Raw genomic sequence first — 24,188 nt, 5'->3', positions numbered from 1 at the left:
AAGCCTGATGAGAATTCGCCTCCTGGCCCTGGCACTGGCGCTCGCCGTACCGGGGCTGGCAGCGCACGCCGCGCCTGCCCCCGACCAGAAAATGGACACCCACCTGCTGCAACGCCGCGATCTGGCCTACCGCTTCAGCGAGCTGAAGCTGGACTCCGCCGACGGTCAGCGTCACTACCAGCTGTGGATCGCCCGCCCGAACCATCCCGCCCCAGCCGCCGGCTACCCGGTGGTGTGGATGCTCGACGGCAACGCCGCCATCGGCGCGCTGGACGAGAAACTGCTCACCGACCTGAACAGTGGCAAGGCACCGCTACTGGTCGCCGTCGGCTACCAGACGCCGCTGCGCATCGACCGCAGTGGCCGCACCCGCGACTACACCCCGACGCGCCCGCAACAGGCCGAGCAAAAAGACCCGCTCACCGGTGATCCCAGCGGCGGCGCCGACGCCTTCCTCGATCTGATGCGCGACCGGATGCTCCCGGCGGTAGCCGCCCAGGCGCCCATCGACCGCTCGCAACAGACGCTCTGGGGCCATTCGTACGGCGGCCTGCTGACGCTCCACGCGCTGCTCACCCGGCCGCAGCAGTTCAGCTTCTACGCTCCGGCGAGCCCTTCGCTGTGGTGGGGCGACGGCGCCATCCTCAAGGAGCAGGACGGCTTCGCCCAGCGACTGGCCGGTCACTCTGCACAACTGTTGCTGATGCGCGGCGGTGAAGAACCCTTCCGGCCACGCGAGGACATCACCCCCAGCGCGCCGCGCGCCGCCCAGCAGCTGGTGGAAAATGTCGCCAGCGCGCCCGGCATGCAGGCGCAGTTCCACGCCTTCGACGGCCTGAGCCATGGGCAGACGCTGGCCGCTTCGCTGAAGTACCTGTTGCGGACGAAGTTCGTGGACTGACTGGATATCCACCGCAGGCTGAATCCCCTCACCCCAGCCCTCTCCCAGAGGGAGAGGGAGCAGTCCGTGCCGGCTGACGCGATGGCTTCATCCTGCTCCGAACGGTCCCCTCTCCCTCTGGGAGAGGGTTAGGGTGAGGGCTTGCCCAGCCGTGATGCCGCCAGCAAGCCCATTCGCGAGCAAGAACTAGGCGTCCCCCTCGCTCCTACGAAAAGCCCCCCGTCAGACCGATGCCGCAATCTGCTCCCGCAACCACCGATGCGCCGGGTCACGGTGCGAGCGCTCGTCCCAGAGCATCGACATCTCATACCCCGGCACCGCCACCGGCGCTTCCACCACCCGCAACGCCGGGTTATCCCGCACCAGTCGCGCCGGCACCATGGCAACCAGGTCACTGCTGGCCAGCGCCGAGATGACAAAGAGGAAATGCGGCACTGACAGCGCTACACGCCGGCTCAGGCCGGCTTCCGCCAGCGTCTCATCGGTCACGCCGCTGAAGCCGCCGCCGTCGGGTGACACCATCACATGCTCCAGCTGGCAGAACTGCGCCAGGCTCGGCTTGCGTTTGAGCTTCGGGTGCCCGGCGCGGCCGGCCAGCACATAGCGTTCGCTGAACAGCGTACGCCGGCGCATGTCTGGCGGGCTGCCTTCGGTGGTATGGAAGGCCAGGTCGATATCGCCCTGCTCCGCCTGCCGGGCGATGCGCGGCGGCGACAGCTCCAGCAGGGCCAGACGGGTGCCCGGCGCGCTGCCGCGAATGGCGCTCAGGGCCGGCAGCAGGATGGTGGATTCGCCGTAGTCCGTCGCCGCGATGCGCCAGGTGTTGTCCGCCTGTGCCGGGTCGAAAGGCGCTGAGGGCGCCACCGCCTGTTCCAGCGCCTCCAGCGCGATGCGCAAGGGTTCGCGCAGGGATTCGGCCCGCGCCGTCGGGCGCATGCCGCGCGGGCCGGGGAGCAGCAGCGGGTCGTCGAAGATGTCGCGCAGCTTCGCCAGATGCACGCTCACCGAGGGCTGCGAGAAGTTCAGCCGCTGGGCCGCGCGGGTCACGTTGTGCTCGGCAAGCAGCACGTCCAGGGTCACCAGCAGGTTGAGGTCGAGCCTGCGCAGATTATTCATTCATATACCTGGGATTCCGGATATTCATTTCCACTATACCTGCGGCAATCGCATCCTGCGCACACCCCCTTCTCAACGGAAGCAGCCGCCATGAATGTACTGATCGTCTACGCCCACCCCGAACCGCGCTCGCTCAACGGTTCGCTGAAGGATTTCGCGGTGCGCCGCCTGCAGGCCGCCGGCCATGAGGTTCAGGTCTCGGACCTCTACGCGATGAACTGGAAAGCCACGCTGGACGCCTCCGACAGCCTCGATCGCGATCCCGAGGCGCGCTTCGATCCATCCCTGGATTCCAAACGCGCCTACGCCGCCGGCCGGCAGAGCAGCGACATTGCCGCCGAGCAGGAAAAACTGCGCTGGGCCGACACGGTGATCCTGCAGTTCCCGCTCTGGTGGTTCACCATGCCGGCGATCCTCAAGGGCTGGTTCGAACGGGTCTATGCCTACGGATTCGCCTATGGCGTTGGCGAGCACTCCGATGCCCGCTGGGGTGACCGCTACGGCGAAGGCAACCTCGCCGGCAAACGCGCGATGCTGGTAGTCACCACCGGTGGTTGGGAATCGCACTACAGCGCGCGCGGCATCAACGGGCCGATCGAGGACCTGCTGTTCCCGATCCACCATGGCGTGCTGCACTACCCCGGCTTCGACGTGCTGCCGCCTTACCTGGTGTATCGCACCAGCCGCGTGGATGCGCAGCGCTACGCGCAGATCGAGCAGGAACTGGGCGAACGTCTGGACAACCTCCAGACCACCGCGCCCATCCCCTTCCGCCGGCAGAACGGCGGTGATTACGACATCCCCGCGCTGACCCTGCGCGAGCAGATCGAGCCGCAGGCCCGTGGATTTGCCGCGCATCTGGAGTGAGCCACTGTCCGCGAGCAATAACCCGCAGTAGGGCGCATAACGCGACAGCGTTATCCGCCGAGCGGCTGGCCGGCGGATAACCTGTTCCCGGTTATTCGCCCTACCTTTCTGCGCACCTTCAGGGCTGAACTCGCGGTTCCGCCTCGAAGGCTCGGCGCAGCAACTCGACAAACTCCGGCGCCGGCGGAATCTCCGCGTCGCCAATGCGGCTCACCGGCACCGCCGGCGTCCAGGAGTTCATCACCACTGCACCGGCCAGACGCGGCAGGTCCTGGCGGTCGATGCTCAAAGACGACTGGCGCGCGCCGAGCCTGTCCAGCTGGCGCTGGAGGATGCCCATGGTGGTACCGGTGAGCAGCCTCGCCCGCGGCCAGATCACCGATTCGCCGTCCCAGAAGGCCAGGTTCCAGATAGTCGCCTCGCTGAAGCGACCACGATGGTCGGTGAACACCGCGTCATCGAAACCGGCGGCCGCCGCTTCGCGCAGGTACCAGGTCTTGGCGATCTCGCCGACGTGCTTGATCTCCGGCAGCACCCGCTCGTGCCCCGCAACGGCCAGTGCCAGCGGGCCCTGCGGCCCATCCGATGGTGGCGCGGTGCGCACCAGCAGCTCGGGTCGGTGCTCAGGCCCTGCGACAGTGAACTCCCCGGCGGGCGAGTACACCGTCGCCATCAGCGAAGTATCGTCCGGCGCTTGCTCCAGCGCGGCTCGCAAGGCAGCGCGGATTTCCTCGTCGGCGTGGCTCTGGCCGAACAGCCGCTGCGAAGCGTTGCGCAGGCGCTCCAGGTGCAGGTCCAGGCCACGGATGCCACCGCCGCGCACCTGCATCGCTGTGAAATGGGCGTAGCCGGCGAAGGCCAGGGGCGCGAGATCGTCGGCGCCCGCGGGTTGGGCATTACGCTGGGTGACATAGGGATGGATGGCGGCTGACATGGCTTTGGCTTCCTCTGCTCGGTGTTTCACTGTCTGGACATCTGCATATCCAGCATCAAGTGGAATCACTATCGGGCTTTGACGAGGCCAGGAGAAACGAGTATTTCTCGACAGATCATCAAGAAGGATTTGAAGATCGATGAGCCGTTCCTTTCCCGGTATCCGCTCGCTGCGCACCTTCGAGGCCGCCGGCCGCCACCTGAACTTCACCCGTGCCGCGGAAGAAGTGGGCCTCACGCCGGCGGCCGTCAGCCACCAGATCAAGGAGCTGGAAGACCAGCTCGGCCTCGGCCTGTTCGTGCGCACCAGCCGCAGCATCCAGCTGACCCCGGCGGGCGCTTTGCTGCTGGAGGCGGCGGCGGAGTCCCTCGGCCTGCTGCATCGCGCCACCGTGCGGGCGCGGCGACTGGCGCGCACTTCGGAACAACTGCGGGTCTCGCTCACCGCGCGCTTCGCCACCCACTGGCTGCTACCGCGCCTGCCGCAGTTCCGCGCGCTGCATCCGGGACTGAAGCTCAGCTTCGACGTCAGCGACGAGCTGCGCGACTTCGCCGTCGACGACATCGACCTCGCCATCCGCTTCGGCAGCGGGCGCTATCCCGGCTTGCTGGCGGAGCGCCTGTTCGACACGCAGATCGTCCCGGTGTGCTGCCCGAGCCTGCTGGAAGACGGCCCGCCCTTGCGCGAGCCGCGCGACCTGCAGGCCCACACGCTGTGCCATGTGGTGTGTGAAACCGAAGGCGCGCCCTGGCCGGACTGGTCACGCTGGATGGAAGCGGCCGGCGTGGAGGACTTCGACGCCAGCGGCTGCGTCACCTTCGAGGACACCAGCCATGTGGTGCAGGCGGTGCTCGAAGGCGGCGCGGTCGGCCTGGCCGACCACGCCATGGTCGCCCGCGAGCTGGAACAGGGCCTGCTGGTGCAACCGTTCGAATTGGGCGTGCGGCTCGCCGAGGACTATGCCTACAACCTGGTCTATCCGCAGGCCAGCGCCGACGAGCCGCGCGTCAAGGCCTTCCGCGAATGGATTCTCGGGGAAATGGCGGTCTAGGCGCTCCGCGCCATTCACTCACGGAGGTATTGCCGCAGGATATTTCCCGTCTAAGCTGTGCGACGACGGAGTCCATGGGCTCGGATTGCTCAGCGTACCGATAGGAAAGATTCGCCTATGACAGAAAACATCGATACTGCTGCTGCCTTTGGTGCTCCCAAGGAAACCGCCCGTGAAGGCCGGCTTGGCTACCTGCCCGTCGCCCTGTTCGGCTCGGTGATGGGGCTCGCGGGCCTGTCGTCGGCCTGGAAACTGGCCACGCTGATCTACGGCGCACCACAGTGGGTATCGCAAGCCATCGGCCTGCTGGCGCTGCTGGCCTTCGTCGCGGTCGCCATCGGCTATGCGATCAAGGCATCCACCGGCCCCCACGCGGTGAAGGCCGAATTCCTCCATCCCATCGCCGGCAACCTGTTCGGCACGCTGTTCATCAGCCTGCTGCTGTTGCCCATTCCTCTGGTCGACTACAGCCTGTTCCTGGCCCGCGCCTGCTGGCTGATCGGCACGGCCGGGATGCTGCCGTTCGCCTGGCTGATCATTTCCCGCTGGCTCGGCCAACGCCAACAAGCGGCCCACGCCACACCGGCCTGGATTGTCCCGGTGGTGGGCCTGGCGGATATCCCGCTGGCGGTGCCGCTGCTGCAGTGGCCGGGCGCCGCCGACGTCGCCTTCTTTTCCCTCGCAGTGGCGCTGTTCTTCGCTGTGCCGCTGTTCACCCTGATCCTCTCGCGGCTGCTGTTCGAAGAGCCGCTTGGCGTTGGCCTGCAGCCTTCCCTGCTGATCCTGCTGGCGCCCTTCGCGGTCGGCTTCTCCGCCTACGTCAGCCTCGTCGGCGAGATCGACCGCTTCGCCAGCGCGCTGTACATGCTCACCCTGTTCATGCTGGCGGTACTCGCCGGGCGTCTGCGCCATCTGGCGCGCAACTGCCCGTTCCGCCTGGCCTGGTGGTCGGTCGGTTTCCCGCTGGCCGCCGCGGCCGGCTGCGCGCTGCGCTACGCGGGTCATGCGCCCGGGCCTTTCACCAATGGCGTGGCGCTGTTCCTGCTCGCCGCCGCGACGGTCGTCATCCTCGGCATGGGCCTGCGCACGCTGATCGGCGTGGCGACAGGCCAGCTGCGCAACCTCGCCACCTGAGTCGCACGGCTTGCCATTGCCGACGAATCCTGCGAAAACGCACGCCCTCGCGGCGCTCGTGCCGCACCCGCAGCACCGGAGAACGCCATGAGCAGCGAACTGCAGATCGAAGATATCGTCGTCGGCGACGGCAAGGCCGTGGTCAAGGGCGCCCTGATCACCACCCAGTACAGGGGCACCCTGGAGGACGGCACCGTCTTCGACTCGTCCTGGGACAAGGGCCGCCCGTTCCAGTGCGTGATCGGCACCGGCCGGGTAATCAAGGGCTGGGACCAGGGCCTGATGGGCATGAAGGTCGGCGGCAAGCGCAAGCTCTTCGTACCCGCGCACCTGGCCTACGGCGAGCGTCAGGTCGGCGCGCACATCCAGCCCAACTCCAACCTGCTGTTCGAGATCGAGCTGCTGGAAGTCCTCACCCGCGACGACTGATCGCCCTCTTCGGGCTCAGGCCGTCGCGGTTTCCACGTTGCGCCGCAGCGCCAGGATCGCCGTGGGCCCCTGGGCCTTGCGGGTGAACCAGAAGACCCGGCTCACCCCACGGGTGATCGCCACATAGGCCAGGCGCAACTGCTCGTCCTGCTGGGCCTGGTCGTAGCTGCTGGCGAAAAACCCGCAGGCCGCGTACAGCGCGCTGCGCAGCGGGTGTTTCTCCGGCGGCGCGCAGTCGTCGACGATGATCGCCACTTCCGCCTGCAAACCCTTGGCGCGGTGGATGGTCATGCCTTTCACCGGCAGCTTGCGGTCCAACTCGCCAAGGATGGTCTGCAACGTCTCATTGCGCCGACTGAGCAGCAGCACGGCGGTTTTCTCCCGCGAGCCGCGCGCGGCGACGTGCTCGCACTGCTTGCGGATTTCTTCCAGCAGCAGCGGCAGGCTGTTGCGCGCGTCAAAGCGTTGCACCAGCTTCACCCCGTGGTCGCCCGCCTCCGCCGACTTGAACGCCCGGCAGGCCTTGGCCTGTTTGCTGGCCACGCCCACCAGTACCCGTTCGCCATCGCGGATCACCGGGTCGATGCTGCGGTAGTTGGTCTCCAGCAGCAGCACGCGGCTCTTGCGCCGCCCCTTGCTGGGGAAATGCCGGTCAAAGTCCATGAACAACTCCGGCGAACTGCCGCGCCAGGCGTAGATGGACTGCCAGTCATCACCGATGGCCATCAGGCTGACGGCTTCGCCGCGCTTGGCGAGGTCGCGGTGCAGCGCCTGCAGCCATTGCACGATCTGCGGCGAGACGTCCTGGAACTCGTCGATCAGCAGATGCTGGAACGGCGCAAGCGATTCGGCCGGCAGCTTGCCGTCGCCGAGCTGGTCGGTCAGGCGCTGGAAGGCCAGGTTGAAGGTCAGCAGGCCCTGCTCCTGCAAGGCCGCATCGAAGGCCGCCCAGAACAGCTGCAGGGCCTCGATGAACTGGCGCTCACGCGGCGGGCAGGCGAGTTTCTGCGGCTGCAACTGGTCGATGCGCAGGCCGATGCTTTCGATGAAGCCGGACTGGGCGTAGAACGCCTCGAACAGCGGCAGCGCGGCGAATTCGCCCGACAGCTTGAAGGCATCCAGCGGCGCCTTGCCGATGCGTGGCGGCTTGCCGTCTTCGCCCGCTTCCGGCGGTGGCGGCAGCTCCAGCAACTGGTGCGCCAGGGCGCGGAACGCCGGCTGATCGGCGTAGCACTGCTGGTAGACCTGCTTGAGCAGGCGTTGCTGCGCCGGGCGCAGGCGGCCGGCGAGCAAGGGGTTGTCCAGCTCGCTGGCCTGGTCGCGTTCGTCCAGTTGCTCGAACCAGCGCGGGTTCTTCAGCGCAACTTTCGCCAGGGTGCCCATGGCCGAATGGAAGGTGCGCACGCACTGCCGCGCCTGCGCCGCATCGAACGGATGCCCCCAGTAGCCAAGCACCTTCACCAGTTGCTCGCGCAGCTGTGCGCAGGAAGCGTTGGTGAAGGAAATCACCGTCACCTTCTCCGCGTCTATCCCCAAGTGGCAGAGCATGTAGACCACCCGCAGCACCAGGGTGGTGGACTTGCCGGAACCGGCGCCGGCGAAGATGCGGGTCAGCGGCTCGGGCGCGAGGATCATCGCCCACTGTTCGTCCGACGGCAGGCTGACTATCCCGTGGGCAGCCGCCTGGGCCACGCGCTGGCGCATGTCGAGGGCGCGCTGCTCATCCGCTGCGCTGGCGCTGCCGTAGATGCCGGCTACGGCCGGAGCGCGCACGCGCTTGGGCGCAGGCGCCTCGCCATCCTTCCGGGCCTTGGCGCCGCGCTTGGCGGGCGTCTTGCCCGCCGCTTTCGCCTTGCCCTTTGCCTTGCCGCGCGCGCTGGCCTTGGGCTGCGCCGCCTCGCGCTCGGCGCGCAGGTATTCGGTGGTACGGGGGAAATAACGCGCAAGGGCTTCGGCAACCAGCCGCTTGTAGCGTTCGACAGCAGACTCCATGGGCCCTACCAGATCAGTTACAGCGTTGAATCATAAGCGCTTTCGGACAAGGACAGGCAATCCTTCCGGCGGTTCCGCGAGCCCTTTGAAAATTGATAACCATTAGCGATTGGATTAGAGTCGGACTCCCGCTTTTTCCGGCCACGCCGCCCCTACGGATGACCCCATGTTCGAACTGGAAAATGTCAGTTTCAGCGTCCCCGGTCGCACCCTCCTGCAGCCGCTGAGCCTGCAGCTGGCCGACGGCAACATGATCGGCCTGATCGGTCACAACGGTTCGGGCAAGTCCACCCTGCTCAAGCTGCTGGCCCGCCAGCAACAGGCCAGCGGCGGCAGCATCCGCCTCGACGACAAGCCGCTGCAGGACTGGGGTAACCGCGATTTCGCGCGTCAGGTGGCGTACCTGCCGCAGCAACTGCCGCAGACCGACGGCCTGACCGTGCGCGAGCTGGTCGCCTTCGGCCGCTATCCGTGGCACGGCGCACTGGGCCGCTTCACCGGCGAGGACCGCAAGCAGATCGACCGCGCGCTGGACCTCACCGACACCCTGGCCTTTGCCGATCGCCCGGTGGACCTGCTCTCCGGCGGCGAACGCCAGCGCGTCTGGCTGGCCATGCTGCTCGCGCAGAACAGCCGCTACCTGCTGCTGGACGAGCCGACTTCGGCGCTGGACATCGCCCACCAGGTGGAGGTGCTCTCGCGCGTCCACGAACTCAGCCGCGAGCTGGGCCTGGGCGTGCTGGTGGTGCTGCACGATATCAACATGGCGGCACGCTACTGCGACCACCTGATCGCCCTGCACGGTGGCCGCCTGCTGGCCCAGGGCACCCCGGCGGAGCTGATGCGCGGAGAGACGCTGGAAGACATCTATGGGATTCCCATGGGCGTACTGAACAACCCGGTGGATGGGTCGCCGATCAGCTACTTGCGCTGAACCGCTATAGGGGCAAACCGCCGCCCTCCCCGGCAAGCACATTTGCAGGATGGGTGGAGCTTGCGATTCCCATGCTGCTGCGGGTGCGCGAAATTCGATGGGTATCGCTGCGCTCCACACCATCCTACGTCCGTACGCCACCGTGATCCCCTGTGAGCGGAAGCGCCGGTCGCGGGCATGGCCCGCTCCTTCAGGTAGACGTATGCCACGCCGACGCAGGGTACGTTACAGGTCGCTCGCTTCCGGCGGCGGCTCGTCGATCAGCGGGCAGTTGTCGCAATGGCCGATGGTGCCCAGCCGATAGCGAATGCAGCAGGTCCGCCGTTGCCGCCATAGCCCGTTGGCCCGCTGCTCGCAGGACACCTCGACATACTGGATCGGCTTGAACAGCGGGTTGCGCGTGCCGTCCGGACGGCGCTCGGTCTCCAGCAGTTCGCGGCCGTGGCCGAGCATCGGGGCCAGGGGCGGCAGCCTGGCCATCTCGCCGAGGAACCATTCGAGGTAGTTGCCGGCATTGCTCCAGAGCACCTTCGGCGACAGGCGCGCCTCGGCGGCCAGGGTCTGGATGAAGGGCTGCAGGTGGCCTTCCAGCAGATGGGCGAAGCGCTGGAACGGATCGCCCGGCGTCGCGGCGAAGGGTCCGCCTTCTCCCGGCAACTTGAACGCCTCGGGAATACCCTGGGCATCCAGCACCACCTCCACCTCATCGAACGCCAGCGGCAGCGTGCGACCGAGCACCAGCGCTGCGGCCACTACCGGTGGAATGAGGCGCACCAGGTACCACTTGGACCACTGCGAAGCCAGCGCGCGTCGGTCACCATCGGCGTGGGGCGGGTCGAAGCGACGCAGCACGCTGTCGAGCATCTCCCGCTCCAGCAAGGCACGCGCCGGGATAGAAGGACGGGGATCGTCGCGGGTCACCAGCACCTCGCGGTAGCCGACGAACTCGCCGAAATACAGGGGAGCGAGGGCTGCAATCACCGGCAGCCCTCAGGCACACAACGAACCGCTGTCAGCACAGGCCACAACGCTCGAAGAAGGTTTCCCGGCTCTGCACCATCAGCGCGGCGCGCTTGTGCGGGAAGTTGAATTCCTTCTCGCGCCAGAAGCCCAGACGCTGCATGTGGCCGATCATCTTCGCGTTGTCGGCTCGCGGCTCGGCGACGATGCGCTGGGTGCGCGGGTCTTCCAGCAGCAGGTAGTGCACCAGCGCGGTCATCCAGCTTTCCACCTTGTGCGGGCCACGATGGCTTTCTTCGCCCACCAGCATGTGGATGCCACGGTCGTAGTCGCCCACTTCGTAGAACGGCGCGATGCGGTCTTCCTTGGCCCAGTAGGCTTCGTAGTAGGCGAAAGGCTCGTCGTCGATGCAGCCGATCAGGGTAGTGGTGTGCGGGTCGGCGGCGGCTTTTTCCAGATAGGCGCGATGTTGCTCAAGGGTGCCGCCTTCCTGCCAGAACTCCAGCACGCGCGGGCTGTTCTGCCAGCGACTGAAGCGCTCCAGGTCCAGTTCGATGTCGAGGGTGCGCAGGGAAATCCACTGGCCCAGCTTGGCGTCGAAGCGGCGATAGACCTCGCCCTGCGGCTTGGGAGCGCGAAGCGGGTGGCGGCGGCCGCCGCTCATGCGATAGACCTGCGGGTAGTTGGCGCTGGCCAAGCCCTTGTGCCAGGCGGCGGGCAGTTGCCAGAACGCGGAACGCTCGATCTGCAGGCGCCCACCGACTTCGTCGAGGCTCACCAGGCCTTGCTCGAAAGCTTCGACCGGGACATTGGCGGCAGCGAACTGCACGCGTTCGCTCTGTGCATCGCCAGCGAAGGTCCAGTAGGCCAGCATCCACAGCGCCTCCGTGGTTGGTGCTGAACTCAGCTGCCAGCACTCACCTTCGCGTTGCGCACTCAACATAGGCTGGCCGTCCAGCAGCAGCGTCAGGCCTTGGGTGCCGTGGTCAGCGGAGAGCTTGCGGCCATCGGGCAGCGGCAGGGAAAAACTGGGCGTCATGGTGGGTCCCCTTTTCGTGAATGCAACGGCCCCGCCCGTATGACGAGCAGGGTCAGCCGAAATTTAGTCGGCCCGGGCATCGATTCCGGGCCTTGCGGATCAGGCGCTTTCCGCAGTCAGCGGGCGCGTCGGCTTGTGTGCGGTTTCGTGGGGCGGCAGGTGCTCGAACATCGACGCAGCGATTTCCTGCGCGCGCATCGGCAGCACCGACAGCAGTGTGTCGCTCAGGCCGTGGCTGTCCTGGGTGAAGCCTTGCAGGTAGATGCCGGCATGCAGGCGCTTGTCGGCCAGCACGCGGTAGTCGCGGCCTACTTCGAAGTCACCCAGGTACTCCTGCAGCGGGGCGAGCAGTTCGCGGTGCGACTTGCGCTCGTAGCCGGTGGCGAGGATCACCGCATCGTAGCGGTGGGTTTCCACCGCGCCAGTGGCGCTGTCGCGCAGGGTCAGCTCGATGCCATCGGCGTCAGCCTTTGCCGCCTCAACATTGCGGCGGCAGAGGAAGGCATGGCGATCCACACCGGCCACTTTCTGGCGATAGAAGATGCCGTAGATGCGCTCGATCAGGTCCAGGTCCACCACCGAGTAGTTGGTGTTGTGGAATTCCTGGATCAGCTTCTCGCGCTCGGCCTTGGGCTCGTTGAACACCAGGTCGGTGTAGCGCGGGGCGAAGATTTCGTTGACGAAGGGACTGTCGTCGGCCGGCTTGAGCACCGCCGCGCGCAGGACCATGTCGACCTTCACCGAGGGGAAGCTGTCGTTCAGGTCGATGAAGGCTTCGGCCGCGCTCTGGCCGCCGCCGATCACCGCGATGCGCATCGGCTCGTTCTGGTTGCAGCGCTGCCTGGCCATGCATTCCAGGTAGCGGGCATGGTGGAACACGCGCGGATCGTCACGCAGGTGGCTGAAGGCCGACGGGAAGCGCGGCGTGCCTCCGGTGCTGACCACCACGCTGCGCGCCAGGCGGAAGCGCTCATGGCCACGGGCGTCAGTGGACAGCACCTTGACCAGCTCGATGCCATCCGGACCCTGCACCGGCTCGACGCGGCTGACGGTCTCGCCGCAGACACGCTGCTCGGCGAACTGCTCGCTGACCCAGCGCAGGTAGTCGTTGTACTCCATGCGGCACGGGTAGAAGGTGCCCAGGTTGGTGAAATCGATCAGCCGGCCCATCGCGTGCAGGTAATTGACGAAACTGTACGGGCTGGTGGGGTTGCGCAGGGTCACCAGGTCCTTGAGGAAGGAAATCTGCAGCTCGCTCTGCGCCACCAGGGTGTTGCCGTGCCAGCGGTAGTCGGCCTGCTTGTCGAGGAACAGCGCGTGGTAGTGGCGACCCTCGCGTCGCGCCTGCTCCTGCAGGGCGATCGCCAGCGCCAGGTTGGAGGGGCCGAAACCGATGCCGAGCACGTCGTAGGTCGGGGTGATCATCTGGGTCATGGTGCCAATGTCCTGTATCGCGATGGCCGTGGGGCGTGACCACGCGGGAGTCGGCGGCTTACTGCTCTGCCCGGAGCGCCCCGCCAGCCGGCGGTCGGCGCTCGCTCCTGCGTGTCGCCCATGATTTGCGCTGTCGATAGCGCGTTATCTGGAGAGACGAGACAGGCTTGGGGAAATTTAGAATGATTCTCACTAAGTCATGAAAATTTCAGAATGACGGTCAGTTATCGAGGGCGGAATCTTTCCCAGAAAACCCGCGCGGGCCGCGTGGGACTAATTCCTGAGCGTTTCCATGCGTCTGTGTAGGTAAAGGGGCCGCGGCGATCGAGGTTGGCTCTGTGCAGTGCGGTTCGCGAGGCGGCGCCCCAGGCAACACTGAAAAGAGGGCTTCAGTCCTGACCGCTCCAGGCTTTCAGGCGCAGCCGGCAATGTTTCATCGCGTTGACGATGTGTTTCTCCACCATGTCGCGGGAGATGCCCAGGGCTTGCGCGATCTCGACATGGCTGCAGCCCTCGACCTTTCGCAGCACGAAGGCGCGGCGACAAGCCTCGGGCAATTCGCCGAGGGCCCGCTGGAGCAATTGCAGTTGCTGCTGCTGGCTGGCTGCCTCCTGCGGGCAGCGCTCGTCGAGGCAACCTTCGCGGTCGAGGGTTTCCAGCTCTTCGGTGCGGCGCACGCGGCCGCGCCGGTGCAGGTCGATGCTGAGGTTGACCGCCGTGCGATAGAGAAATGCACGGGGTTGTTCGATATGCTCGTCACCCTTGCGGTCGAGCAGGCGCAGGAAGGCTTCCTGTGTCACATCGGCAGCCGCCTGGCGGTCGCCAAGGCTGCGATTGAGGTACAGGACCAGCTCCTTGTAATACCGGATGAACGCGCTTTCCACCCCGTCGGGCATCCTATGAAAAACAGTCGAGGCTGCAGGCGCCTGCTGACAGTCCGAGTCAGGCTTATTTATAATCACTCGCATCAACGCGAAAAGAAAGTGTGATATCGGCCGCAAACGGCCTTACCGAGATTCCCGATGACCAGCTCCCCCGCCCCGTTCGACGATGACCGCATCAGCGCCGAAGCTGCGCACTGGTGCGCGCGTCTGCACGACGAAGAGTGCAGCGATGCCGAGCGCGCCGAGTTTGCGCAATGGCTCGCGCTCGATACGCGGCACGAGGTCGAATACCAGGCGATGCTGGACATCTGGCAGCTCTCGGAGCTGCTGCCGCCGACACCACGAGCCGCCCCCGCACCGATAGCTCCCGCGCCACTGAGCGGCCGCCGCCTCCGCAGCAGCGCTCGCCGCCCTCGCAGTGGCAAGAGCATCGCCGCCGTGGCCGCTGGCGTGCTGGTGGCCATCGGCGCCGTATGGTCGGCAGGCTGGTCCGCCGGCTGGCTGCCCTCGAAGGTCGGCTACTACGCCGCGCAGCCCGGCGCGCGCGAGGTGGAACTGGCCGACGGCTCGAAAGTCGAGCTCAACAGCAACTCGCAACTGTACTTCGCCGACTTCCGCGACCGCCGCAGCGCCTGGTTGAAAAGCGGCGGCGAGGCGTACTTCCGGGTGACCCACGACACCCTGCAACCCTTCTCGGTCTACACCGACAACGGCAGCGTGCGGGTTACCGGTACGCGCTTCAACGTCTGGACCGACCCGCACCAGATGCTGGTCACCCTGCTCGAAGGCTCGGTGGTGGTCAGCCCGCCCGACAGCGTCGACGGCAACAGCGCCCAGCTCACGCCGGGCATGCAGGCGCGCTACAGCCAGGGTAGCCAGCGCATCGAACTGGCCCAGGTCGCACCCGCCGGCGCCATTGCCTGGATCGAAGGCAAGCTGGTGATCGATGACCTGACGCTGCAGTCGGCCATCCCGCTGATCAACCGCTACCTCAAGCAGCCGGTGTTCCTCGACGATGCCACCGTTGCCGCTATGCGCATCGGCGGCATCTACCGCACCGACGACCTGCAGGCGCTGGTGGATTCGCTGCCCAAGGTGCTGCCGTTGGAGCTGCGCAAGGACAACCAGGGCCGCACCGTACTGGCCAGCCGTTACGCGCAGCTCTAGCCAGGCTGGCGGATAACCCGTTGCGGGTTCTGCGCCCTGCACTGCCGCACCGTAACTCCCCGTAGGGCGGATAACGCGCCAGCGTTATCCGCCGTCTAGCGACCGAGAACTGACGAATCCACCCCCGCCTGCTTGAGAGGCTTTCGCAAATTCTCTTCAGTTTTTCCCACGCTCATTCGTCTTGATAGGAACGATTCGGATTTGCCGATGATTTCCTGATTCGCGCGCCGTCTCGCCCCGTTGTGCGGCCTGCCCCCTGGCAGGCTGGATCCAGGAAAAGACGATGCAAACACCCGCTCCAAGCGCCTTTCGCGAGATGCTCAAACTGCTGCGGCCTCACTGGTTGCCGCTGACCGCTGCCACCTTGCTGGGGATTCTCGGCGGCTCGGCCATCACCGCGCTGCTGGCCACCATCAACTACAGCCTGCATTCGCAAGGCGGCATGCCCGCCGGCCTGCTGCTGGGCTTCGCCGGGCTGTGTGTGCTGGCGCTGCTGGGCTCGATCATTTCCGACATGGGCACCAACTACGTCGGCCAGCACGTGATCGCGCGGCTGCGCAAGGACCTGGGCAGCAAGATCATCTCCGCACCCATCGAGCAGATCGAGCGCTACCGCAGCCACCGGCTGATCCCGGTGCTGACCCACGACATCGACACCATCAGCGACTTCGCCTTCGCCTTCGCGCCGCTGGCGGTCGCCCTGACTACCACGCTTGGCTGCCTGGGCTACCTGGCCTGGTTGTCGCCGCCGATGTTCCTCGCCACCGCCGTCGCCATCGTCGTCGGCAGCGCCGTGCAGTACGTCGCGCGAGCCAAGGGCATCAAGGGCTTCTTCGAGGCACGGGACAAGGAAGACGAACTGCAGAAGCACTACCGCGCCATCGCCGAGGGCGCGAAGGAGCTGCGCATCAGCCGTCCGCGGCGCTTCCAGCACTACAGCGAACGCCTGCAGGGTACCGCCGACGAAATCTGTGACATCCAGCTGCGCTCGATCAACCTGTTCAACGTCGCCAAGGGCTTCGGCTCGACGCTGTTCTTCATCGTCATCGGCGTGGCGCTGGCCTACCAATCGCTGTGGCCGAGCACCGACCAGGCCACCCTGTCCGGTTTCATCCTGGTACTTCTGTATATGAAGGGGCCGCTGGAAGGCCTGATCGGCCAGCTGCCGGTGGTGACCCGCGCCCAGGTCGCGTTCCGCCGCATTGCCGAGCTGTCGGTGCGCTTCTCCTCGCCGGAGCCGAACCTGCTGCTGGCCGATGACGGTCGCAAGCCACTGGACTTCCAGTCCATCGAGCTGCGCGACCTGGCCTACCACTACCCCACCGACGACGGCTCCCGTGGATTTGGCGTCGGCCCGCTGAACCTCAAGGTCAGCCGTGGCGAAATCCTCTTCATTGCCGGCGAGAACGGTTGCGGCAAGACCACGATGATCAAGCTGCTGCTCGGCCTCTACGCCCCACGCGGCGGGGAGCTGCTGCTCAACGGCGAGCCGGTGACCGATGCCGGCCGCGACGATTACCGCCAGCTGTTCACCACCATCTTCGCCGACTATTTCCTCTTCGAAGACCTGCTCAAGGGCAGCCAGGACGTCCCGGCCGAAGCCGGCCGTTATCTGGAACGCCTGGAGATCGCCCACAAGGTCAGCCTTGAAGGCCAGGAGTTCTCCACCACCGACCTCTCGACCGGCCAGCGCAAGCGCCTGGCGCTGGTGCAGGCATGGCTGGAGAAGCGCCCGGTGCTGGTGTTCGACGAGTGGGCGGCGGACCAGGACCCGGAATTCCGCCGGATTTTCTACACCGAGCTGCTGCCCGAGCTTCGCGCCCAGGGCAAGACGCTGATCGTGATTTCCCACGACGACCGCTACTTCGACGTCGCGGATCGCCTGCTGCGCATGAGCGCCGGGCAGATCGTGGAGATCGAGGACCACCGCGCTACAGCGCCACGAGGTGGTTCCGGCATGGCCATGCACTGACGGCCCGGCGGCCAGGAAGGCCGCCCTTTCCTGCCGCCGTCACTCAGCAACAAAAAAAGATCGAAAGGATTTTTCCGGTTTTCTCCAGCCGGCGCGTCACATAAAGCTGAATCATTCTTATTAGAAATTGCATTACAAGATCATGCCTTCAAGGTTAAAGGAGCTAAACAAGTGAGTCGCAATCGCTACGCGCTGCAATCCCAGCACAAGGTGAAGCCTCTGGCCCGTCTGGTCCGCGCCACCGCCCTGGGGATGGTATTGGCGGCTTCCGCCGTCGAGGCCGCCCCGGTCCGCATCGACATCCCGGCCCAGTCACTGGCTTCCGCGCTCACCAGCCTGGGCGCGCAGTCGAACCTGCAGATCGTCTTCAACCAGAGCCAGGTGCAGAACCTGCGCGCACCCGGCGTGCGCGGCGAGATGGAGCCCGCCCAGGCGCTGGAGCGCCTGCTGCAGGGTACCGGCATCAAGTACCAGGTCGAAGGCAGCCGCGTAACCCTGCTGGGCGCCGACTCCGCCAGCGGCGACACCCTGAACATGTCCGCCCAGGTCATCACCGGTACTGTCGAGGGTGAAGACAGCTACGTGCCGCGCACCTCCAACAGTGGCAGCAAGACCGACACCCCGCTGCTGGAAATCCCCCAGTCGATCTCGGTGATCACCCGCAAGCAGATGGACGCTCAGGGCGCGCAGACCGTGACCGAAGCGCTGCGCTATGTGCCCGGCGTCAAGGTGGAAGCCTATGGCCTGGACCCGAAAGGCTTCGACTGGCTGTACATCCGCGGCTTCAACGCCCAGGCCACCAGCGACTACCTCAACGGGCTGCGTCAGCAGAACAACAGCTACGCCTTCTTTCGCAGCGAGCCCTATGCCTTCGAGCGCATCGACGTGGTCCGTGGCCCGTCCTCCAGCCTGTTCGGCATGGGTGACGCCGGCGGTATCGTCAACCGTGTGAGCAAGAAGCCCACTGCCAACCACATCAACGAAGTCGAGCTGACTGGCGGCAACCATGACCGCAAGCAGGGCCAGTTCGATCTCGGCGGCGCGCTGGACGACCAGAACCAGTTCCTCTACCGCGTGGTGGGCCTGGCCCGCGACGCCAACACCCAGGCCGAGTACGACGACGGCCACGAGGTCGAGGACGACCGCTACTACATCGCCCCGTCCTTCACCTGGGCGCCTGACGAAGACACCAGCCTGACCCTGCTCACCGACTTCCTGCGGGACCGCAACTCCGGCTCGATCTTCGACTACAGCGTCAACGGCCACCCCACCGGCACCCTGCTCGGCGACCACAACTACAACCACTTCGACCAGGATCAGTACACCCTGGGCTACGAGTTTCGCCATCGCTTCAACGACACCTGGGAATTCCGCCAGAACGCGCGCTACGGCCAGGTCGACCTGATCTTCAACAACCTGCTGCCGCAACTGCAGGTGGGGCGGAACATCATCCGCACCGCGGATCGCTTCGACCAGCACATGGACACCTTCAACCTGGACAACCAGCTGCAGGCCAACTTCGACACCGGCTCCATCAAGCACACGCTGCTGATGGGCACGGACTACAGCTGGCAGGACGCCAATGTCGCGCGCTGGCGCACCCTCGGCCCGTCGCTGAACCTGGATAACCCGGTGTACGGCCAGAGTGTTCCGCGTCCGAACAAGGGCAACAGCATCCAGTCCATCGACTACGACCAGAACATCGAGCAGATCGGCGCCTACCTGCAGGACCAGGTCAAGTTCGACGACCACTGGATCCTCACCGCCGGTGGCCGCTACGACTACGTGCGCAATGACCTGGACAACCACGTCGGCGCCCACAGCATGCAGAAGGACAACGCCTTCACCGGTCGCGTCGGCCTGACCTACCTGACCGACTTCGGCCTGGCGCCCTACGTCAGCTACTCCGAGTCCTTCGTGCCCAACACCGGCATCAGCTCCGACGGCAGCGCCTTCAAGGCCAGCGAAGCGCACCAGTACGAAGCGGGCGTGAAGTTCCAGCCGGACGAAACCCTGCTGATCACCCTCGCCGCCTACGAGCTGACCAAGGAGAACATCCTCACCAACCAGCTGAACGCCAACGGCGTGCCCACCGGCTTCAGCGAAGCCACCGGCGAGCAGCGTTCGCGCGGCATCGAGGCCGAGCTGAAAGCCAAGCTGGACCAGAACTGGGACCTGCTGGCCTCGTACACCTACACCAAGGCCAAGATCACCAAGAGCAACGACGCCAACGAAGGCAACCGCCCGGCCAACGTGCCCGAGCACATGGCCAACGGCTGGCTGAATTACACCTTCCACGAAGGTGCGGTCGACGGTCTCTCCATCGGCGGCGGCGTGCGCTATACCGGCTCGCTCTACGGCAACAACGCCAACACCTACCACGTCGACAACTACACCCTGTTCGACGCCGGCGTGAGCTACCCGCTGAACAAGAACGTGACCCTCTCGGTGAACGCCCAGAACCTGCTGGACGAGGAATATGCCGCGACCTGCGACAGTCCGATTTCCTGCTACCCGGGCCTGCGCCGCACCGTCATGACCAGCGTGAAGTACAGCTGGTAAGGCACCGACGGAGGCGGCCGCGCGCCGGTTCCGCCTGCTGTTTCCGGGCTCCCTGTTCGCAGGGGGCCCTTTGCCGTTTCAAAGGCGTGTTGTTTCAAGAGCCCCGTTTTACGCGAGGAGTAGTGCATGTCCCTCACCCGTCGCCACCTGCTGCAGGGCCTCGCCATCGGCGGGCTGGCCTGCGCCTCCGGCCTCCCGGTACTCGCCGGCGAGCGTCTGACGCGAATCGTCGCGCTCAACTGGGTGGCCGCCGAGACACTGCTGACCCTGGGCGTGCCGCCTCTGGCGATCTCCGACGACCATTACTACCGGGTACGCATGCCCACTCAACCGTTGCCCGAGAGCGTGCGCGACGTGGGGCCGTACTGGGAACCGAACCTCGAACTGATCCAGCAGCTGCAACCGCAACTGATCCTCAGCGACCCGATGACCCCGACCCTGGAACGCCGCCTCAACGGCATCGCGCCGACCGAGCGGGTGGCCATCTACCCGGCCGCCGACGGCGCCTGGCGCGCCACCACCGAATTCATGAACGACCTGGCGCGCCGCCTCGGCGTCGAACAGGTCGCCGCTGATTACATAGCCGCGGGCGAGCAGCGTCTGGCCGAGCTGCGCGCGAAACTGGCGAGCCGCCCACTGCCGCCGGTGTGCGTCGCGGTGCTCAACCAGGACGGCCGCCACGCGGCCGTCTACGGAAAAAACAGCATGGTGCAGGACGTGCTCGACCGCCTCGGCGTCGAGAATGCCTGGCAAGGCCCCGTCGGCCCGGTGGGGCTGGCCATGGTCAGCATCGAAAGGCTGGCTGAGCGCCCGGACGCGCACCTGGTCTACGTCGACATCCCCACCACCTCGGCACGCCTGCAGAGCCTGCGACAGCCCAACGATCTCTGGGCCAACCTCCCCGCCGTACGCCAGGGCCACACGCTAACGCTGCAGCGTTTCTACCCCTATGCCGGCGCCGCCTCGGTGCTCGACCTTGCCGAACGCATCGCCGCCTACCTGGACAGCGCCACGGAGGTCGCCCATGTCTGAATCGACTCTCGACCTCGCCGCCCCACGCAGCGCTCTGCCGCTGGGCCCGGCGATATGCACGCTGGTGCTGGCGACCCTCGCTGGCCTGCTGGTGTTCCATGGCCTGCAAGGCGCCCTGCCCCGCGACCTCTGGTGGCAGGCACTGTGGTCGCCGGACCTGGACGACGTTCGCCAAGTGCTGCTGCACTTCAGCTTCTTCCCGCGCCTGGCGGTGAGCCTGATGGCCGGCGCCGCACTGGCCCTGGCCGGCACGCTGTTCCAGCAAATCCTGCGCAACCCGCTGGCGGAACCGGTGACCCTCGGCGTCTCTGCCGGCGCCAACCTCGCCCTGTCGGCCGCCACCATCTTCGCTCCGACCCTACTGGTGCACGGCCTGGAGGCCGTCACCCTGACCGGCGCGGCACTGGCGGCCTGCCTGCTGTTCGCCTTCGCCTGGGGCCGCACCCTGTCGCCGCTGCGCTTCATCCTCGCCGGCATGGTCATCAGCCTGTACTGCGTGTCGCTCAACGCGCTGCTGGTGCTGTTCAACCACGATTACCTGATCGACCTGCTGCTCTGGCAGGCCGGTTCGCTGAACCAGAGTGGCTGGGACGGCGTGCTCTATCTCTCCCCGCGCCTGGCAGTGGCCATGGTCATCGCGCTACTGATGGTGCGCCCGCTGGCCGCGCTGGGGCTCGAAGATGAAGGTGCCGCGGCGGTGGGCGTGAACCTGCTGCGCACCCGCGTAATGGGCCTGGCCGTGGCTGTGGCGCTGAGCGCGTTCGTCACCAGTGCCGTGGGCATGCTGGCTTTCGTCGGCCTTGCCGCGCCGGCCATTGCGCGGCTGTGCGGTGCGCGCACGCTCAAGCAACGCCTGATCTGGGCGCCGCTGCTGGGCGCCGCGCTGCTCTGCGTGGTGGACCAGATCGCCCGCGAACTGTCGCGCTTCGCCGGGGAAATTCCCGCCGGCATTCTCACCGGCATCTTCAGCGTGCCGCTACTGCTGTGGCTGCTCAGCCGCCAGCGCAGCGGCGGCATCGTCCCGCGTCCGGCGCCGGCCAAGCCGCAGCGCGAGCACCCGTGGCGGCTGATCACCGGCGCGGCGGTCCTGCTCGGTCTGCTGACCTTGCCGGCCATCTACTTCGCGGTGGACGCCAATGGCTGGCACTGGGGGGATGCCGGCCTGAGCGACGCCATCGCTCAATGGCGCCTGCCGCGCGTGCTCGGTTCACTGGCAGCCGGCGCCATGCTCGCCGTGGCCGGCCTGCTGGTGCAGCGCCTGACCGGCAACCCCATGGCCAGCCCGGAAGTGCTGGGCGCCACCTCGGGTTCGGCGATCGCCGTGCTGGTGCTGTTCCTGGTGATACCGCAGCCGCAGGCCTACATGGTCCCGGCAGCCAGCATCGGCGCACTGCTCACCCTCGGCCTGCTGCTGTGGTTCGCCTGGCGCAAGACCTTCAATGCCGAGCGCCTGCTGCTCACCGGCGTGTGCCTGACCACCCTGCTGCACTCGCTGAGCACCTTGCTGCTGGCCAGCGGCGACCCGCGCATGACGGCGATGATGAGCTGGATGACCGGCTCGACCTATCAGGTGGACGTGCTGTCGGCGAGCACCGGGCTGGTAGTCGGCGCGGTGATGATCGGCGTCAGCCTGCTGCTCGCTCGCCCGCTGGACCTGCTGACACTGGGCAACGGCACGGCGACTGCGCTGGGATTGCGGTTGCGTCTGAGTCACCTGACGATCCTGCTGACTGCCGCGGTGCTCACGGCTACCGCGACCATCATCGTCGGCCCGCTGAGTTTCGTCGGTCTGATCGGCCCGCACATCGCCCGCCACCTCGGCGTACGCCGCGCCGCCCCGCAAGTGCTGCTGAGTGCGGTGGCCGGGGCGCTGATCATGGTGGTGGCGGACTGGCTGGGGCGGAACATCGCCTATCCTTGGCCGGTGTCGGCGGGATTGCTGGCGGCGTTCATCGGTTGCCCGTACTTCCTCTGGCTGATGCATCGGGAGCGACGGGGCTGAACTGAGCGTTTCCGAATACAGCGGACCTTGTCCGCTGTTCGCGAGCATGGCTCGCTCCTACAGGTGTGCGCCGGATCTGAGCTTGTAGGAGCTGGCCATGCCTGCGACAGCCCTAACGCCGGAACGACAGAGAGCTTTGCGTAGGATGGGTGGAGCGCAGCGATACCCATGCTGCAGGTGCACGGAATGATGGGTATCGCTGCGCTCCACGCCATCCTACGGTGAGGATTTCGGCAAGGCCGATGCGTTGGCGGGAATCAGGCTTCCTGCAGCGCGCGGGGACGGTTGCTGCGGTCCTCGGCATCGACGGAAACCGCCTGCTGCAGCTGGAAGTCGAACTCGATCTCGGCGAAGCGCCCTTCCACACCGCGAGCCTTGGCAGCAGCCGCGTCTTCGACGAAACGCACCTCGCCGATCAGCCCGTCTCGGGTGGCGTAGGCGAAGTCGTCCCACAGGTACTGATCACCCGCGAGGTTGATCTGCGTGGTCAGGTGGCGATGCCCCGGCGCGGAGATGAAGAAGTGGATGTGCGCCGGGCGCTGGCCGTGGCGACCGAGCTGGTCGAGCAGCTCCTGGGTCGGGCCGTCCGGCGGGCAGCCGTAGCCGCTGGGCACGATGCTGCGGGCCTTGTAGCGGCCTTCGGCGTCGGTGACGATGCGCCGGCGCAGGTTGAACTCGGACTGGGTGCTATCGAAGTACGAGTAGGTACCCTGGGTGTTCGCGTGCCAGAGGTCGACCACGGCGCCAGCCAGCGGCTTGCCCTGCGGGTCGAACACGCGGCCGGAAAGGAACATCACGGTACCCGCGTCCTTGCCGTCGTCCATCCGCGCTTCGCCTTCGGACAGCGGCGCGCCGGCCACATACAGCGGGCCTTCGATGGTGCGCGGGGTACCGCCGCCGATGCCGGCAGCCGCGTCCTGGGCGTCCAGCAGCAGGTCGAGGTAGTGCTCGACGCCGAGGCCGGCGACGACCAGGCCGGCTTCCTGGCGGGAGCCGAGTCGGTTGAGGTAGTCCACCGCTTTCCAGAACTCGTCGGGGGTGACGTTCATGTCTTCGATCAGTTTCGCGGAGTCCTGCAGGATGCGCAGGACGAGGTTCTTCACGCGCGGGTTGCCCTGGTCATTCAGGGCGCCGCTGGCCTCTTCGAAGAACTTCTGGATGTCGGCAGTCTGGGAAATCTTCAGGGTCACAGTGATTACCTCGTTCTTGTTGTTAGATAGGGATCAACTGGCGCAGCGCACGGCCTCGCGGTCGACGCGATGGAAGACGCGGTTGAAGTACACGAGGCTGTCCTGGCGCTCGCGCACCGCGACCTTTTCCAGCTCGACGAACATCACCGTGTGCGAGCCGACTTCCTTGCAGTCGCTGATCCGCCCTTCCAGGCTGACCAGCGCCTGGCGCAGCACCGGCAGGCCGGCGTAGCCGTCATCCCAGAGGTCCCAGGTGAAGCGCTCTTCCATGGACACCTTGGTCATCCCGGCGAAGTGCTTCGCCAGTTCTTCCTGCTCTCCGCACAGCACGTTGACGCAAAGATGGCCGTTGCTGCGGAACACATCGTGGGTAGCGCTGCCGCGGTTGACGCAGACCAGCACGGTGGGCGGCGAGTCGGTGACCGAGCAGACCGCGCTGGCGGTGATGCCGCAGCGGCCTTCCGGGCCGTTGGTGGTGATGATGTTCACCGCCGCGGGCAGCTGCGCCATGGCGTTGCGGAAGTCGATCTGGGTCTGGCTGAGGGTGTTGGCCATTTCTTCGCTCCTATTTGCCGGAGTGGCATGTGC

At 66.4% G+C, this 24,188-nt stretch carries 20 protein-coding genes; 11 read left to right on the top strand and 9 right to left on the bottom strand.

Features of this window, described 5'->3' with window-relative positions; genetic code table 11:
• Positions 1-7: 7 nt before the first annotated feature.
• Entirely contained in the window at positions 8-901 is an 894-nt protein-coding gene (locus tag IB275_RS15315) for an alpha/beta hydrolase (RefSeq protein ID WP_192295840.1), read from the top strand.
• A 222-nt stretch (positions 902-1,123) separates the two neighbouring features.
• Here IB275_RS15315 and IB275_RS15310 read toward each other — a convergent pair whose 3' ends face one another.
• Positions 1,124-2,017: a LysR family transcriptional regulator gene (locus IB275_RS15310; RefSeq protein WP_192295839.1), complete on the bottom strand. Its 894-nt coding sequence runs from the start codon at positions 2,015-2,017 to the stop codon at positions 1,124-1,126.
• A 90-nt stretch (positions 2,018-2,107) separates the two neighbouring features.
• Between IB275_RS15310 and IB275_RS15305 the strand changes: the two genes are divergently transcribed.
• The gene (locus tag IB275_RS15305) at positions 2,108-2,884 is read left to right on the top strand and encodes an NAD(P)H-dependent oxidoreductase (protein ID WP_192295838.1); all 777 of its coding nucleotides are present in this window, start codon (positions 2,108-2,110) and stop codon (positions 2,882-2,884) included.
• A 118-nt stretch (positions 2,885-3,002) separates the two neighbouring features.
• Here IB275_RS15305 and IB275_RS15300 read toward each other — a convergent pair whose 3' ends face one another.
• On the bottom strand, positions 3,003-3,818 hold the full coding sequence (locus IB275_RS15300; protein WP_192295837.1) for an aminotransferase class IV family protein: 816 nt from the start codon (positions 3,816-3,818) through the stop codon (positions 3,003-3,005).
• Positions 3,819-3,957: 139 nt separating this feature from the next.
• Between IB275_RS15300 and gcvA the strand changes: the two genes are divergently transcribed.
• The 3 genes from gcvA to IB275_RS15285 all read left to right on the top strand — a co-directional run bounded on the left by gcvA (position 3,958) and on the right by IB275_RS15285 (position 6,432).
• On the top strand, positions 3,958-4,869 hold the full coding sequence (gene gcvA / locus IB275_RS15295; RefSeq protein WP_192295836.1) for a transcriptional regulator GcvA: 912 nt from the start codon (positions 3,958-3,960) through the stop codon (positions 4,867-4,869).
• Between the two features lie 117 nt (positions 4,870-4,986).
• Entirely contained in the window at positions 4,987-6,003 is a 1,017-nt protein-coding gene (locus tag IB275_RS15290) for an SLAC1 anion channel family protein (RefSeq protein WP_192295835.1), read from the top strand.
• An 87-nt stretch (positions 6,004-6,090) separates the two neighbouring features.
• On the top strand, positions 6,091-6,432 hold the full coding sequence (locus IB275_RS15285; RefSeq protein ID WP_081519864.1) for an FKBP-type peptidyl-prolyl cis-trans isomerase: 342 nt from the start codon (positions 6,091-6,093) through the stop codon (positions 6,430-6,432).
• 15 nt (positions 6,433-6,447) lie between these two features.
• On the opposite strand, the gene IB275_RS15280 is transcribed toward IB275_RS15285, so the two are convergent.
• Positions 6,448-8,424, bottom strand: a complete 1,977-nt coding sequence (locus IB275_RS15280; RefSeq protein WP_192295834.1) for a DEAD/DEAH box helicase — start codon at positions 8,422-8,424, stop codon at positions 6,448-6,450.
• Between the two features lie 166 nt (positions 8,425-8,590).
• Here IB275_RS15280 and IB275_RS15275 point away from each other — a divergent pair, with 166 nt between their 5' ends.
• Positions 8,591-9,358, top strand: coding sequence for an ATP-binding cassette domain-containing protein (locus IB275_RS15275; RefSeq protein ID WP_192295833.1), 768 nt, complete (start codon positions 8,591-8,593; stop codon positions 9,356-9,358).
• 225 nt (positions 9,359-9,583) lie between these two features.
• Here the strand turns inward: IB275_RS15275 and fhuF are convergent, their stop codons facing one another.
• The 4 genes from fhuF to IB275_RS15255 form a co-directional block, all read right to left on the bottom strand.
• Positions 9,584-10,339: a siderophore-iron reductase FhuF gene (fhuF, locus tag IB275_RS15270; protein ID WP_192295832.1), complete on the bottom strand. Its 756-nt coding sequence runs from the start codon at positions 10,337-10,339 to the stop codon at positions 9,584-9,586.
• A gap of 31 nt (positions 10,340-10,370) precedes the next feature.
• Entirely contained in the window at positions 10,371-11,357 is a 987-nt protein-coding gene (locus tag IB275_RS15265; protein WP_192295831.1) for a GNAT family N-acetyltransferase, read from the bottom strand.
• Positions 11,358-11,456: 99 nt separating this feature from the next.
• Positions 11,457-12,791 carry a lysine N(6)-hydroxylase/L-ornithine N(5)-oxygenase family protein gene (locus tag IB275_RS15260; RefSeq protein ID WP_081519859.1) on the bottom strand — a complete coding sequence of 445 codons (1,335 nt, stop codon included), beginning with the start codon at positions 12,789-12,791 and terminating at the stop codon, positions 11,457-11,459.
• A 389-nt stretch (positions 12,792-13,180) separates the two neighbouring features.
• Positions 13,181-13,687, bottom strand: coding sequence for a sigma-70 family RNA polymerase sigma factor (locus tag IB275_RS15255; protein ID WP_192295830.1), 507 nt, complete (start codon positions 13,685-13,687; stop codon positions 13,181-13,183).
• 126 nt (positions 13,688-13,813) lie between these two features.
• Between IB275_RS15255 and IB275_RS15250 the strand changes: the two genes are divergently transcribed.
• The 5 genes from IB275_RS15250 to fhuB all read left to right on the top strand — a co-directional run bounded on the left by IB275_RS15250 (position 13,814) and on the right by fhuB (position 22,410).
• Positions 13,814-14,842 carry a FecR family protein gene (locus IB275_RS15250; protein WP_192295829.1) on the top strand — a complete coding sequence of 343 codons (1,029 nt, stop codon included), beginning with the start codon at positions 13,814-13,816 and terminating at the stop codon, positions 14,840-14,842.
• A gap of 283 nt (positions 14,843-15,125) precedes the next feature.
• Positions 15,126-16,814, top strand: coding sequence for a cyclic peptide export ABC transporter (locus IB275_RS15245; protein ID WP_192295828.1), 1,689 nt, complete (start codon positions 15,126-15,128; stop codon positions 16,812-16,814).
• A 171-nt stretch (positions 16,815-16,985) separates the two neighbouring features.
• Positions 16,986-19,376, top strand: coding sequence for a TonB-dependent siderophore receptor (locus tag IB275_RS15240; protein WP_192295827.1), 2,391 nt, complete (start codon positions 16,986-16,988; stop codon positions 19,374-19,376).
• Between the two features lie 126 nt (positions 19,377-19,502).
• Positions 19,503-20,408: an ABC transporter substrate-binding protein gene (locus IB275_RS15235; RefSeq protein ID WP_192295826.1), complete on the top strand. Its 906-nt coding sequence runs from the start codon at positions 19,503-19,505 to the stop codon at positions 20,406-20,408.
• A complete protein-coding gene (gene fhuB / locus IB275_RS15230) occupies positions 20,401-22,410 on the top strand; it encodes a Fe(3+)-hydroxamate ABC transporter permease FhuB (RefSeq protein ID WP_192295825.1) in 2,010 nt (669 codons plus the stop codon). Before IB275_RS15235 ends, fhuB begins: the two co-directional genes overlap by 8 nt.
• 257 nt (positions 22,411-22,667) lie before the next feature.
• Here the strand turns inward: fhuB and catA are convergent, their stop codons facing one another.
• Positions 22,668-23,600, bottom strand: coding sequence for a catechol 1,2-dioxygenase (gene catA, locus IB275_RS15225; protein WP_192402275.1), 933 nt, complete (start codon positions 23,598-23,600; stop codon positions 22,668-22,670).
• Positions 23,601-23,633: 33 nt separating this feature from the next.
• On the bottom strand, positions 23,634-24,155 hold the full coding sequence (gene hpaC / locus IB275_RS15220) for a 4-hydroxyphenylacetate 3-monooxygenase, reductase component (protein WP_081519852.1): 522 nt from the start codon (positions 24,153-24,155) through the stop codon (positions 23,634-23,636).
• Positions 24,156-24,188: the final 33 nt, after the last annotated feature.

The sequence above is a fragment of the Pseudomonas sp. PDM21 genome (genome assembly GCF_014852505.2).
Lineage (GTDB): Bacteria > Pseudomonadota > Gammaproteobacteria > Pseudomonadales > Pseudomonadaceae > Pseudomonas.
Note: the sequence above shows the minus strand (reverse complement) of the source record. Positions and strands in the feature narration are given on the sequence as shown.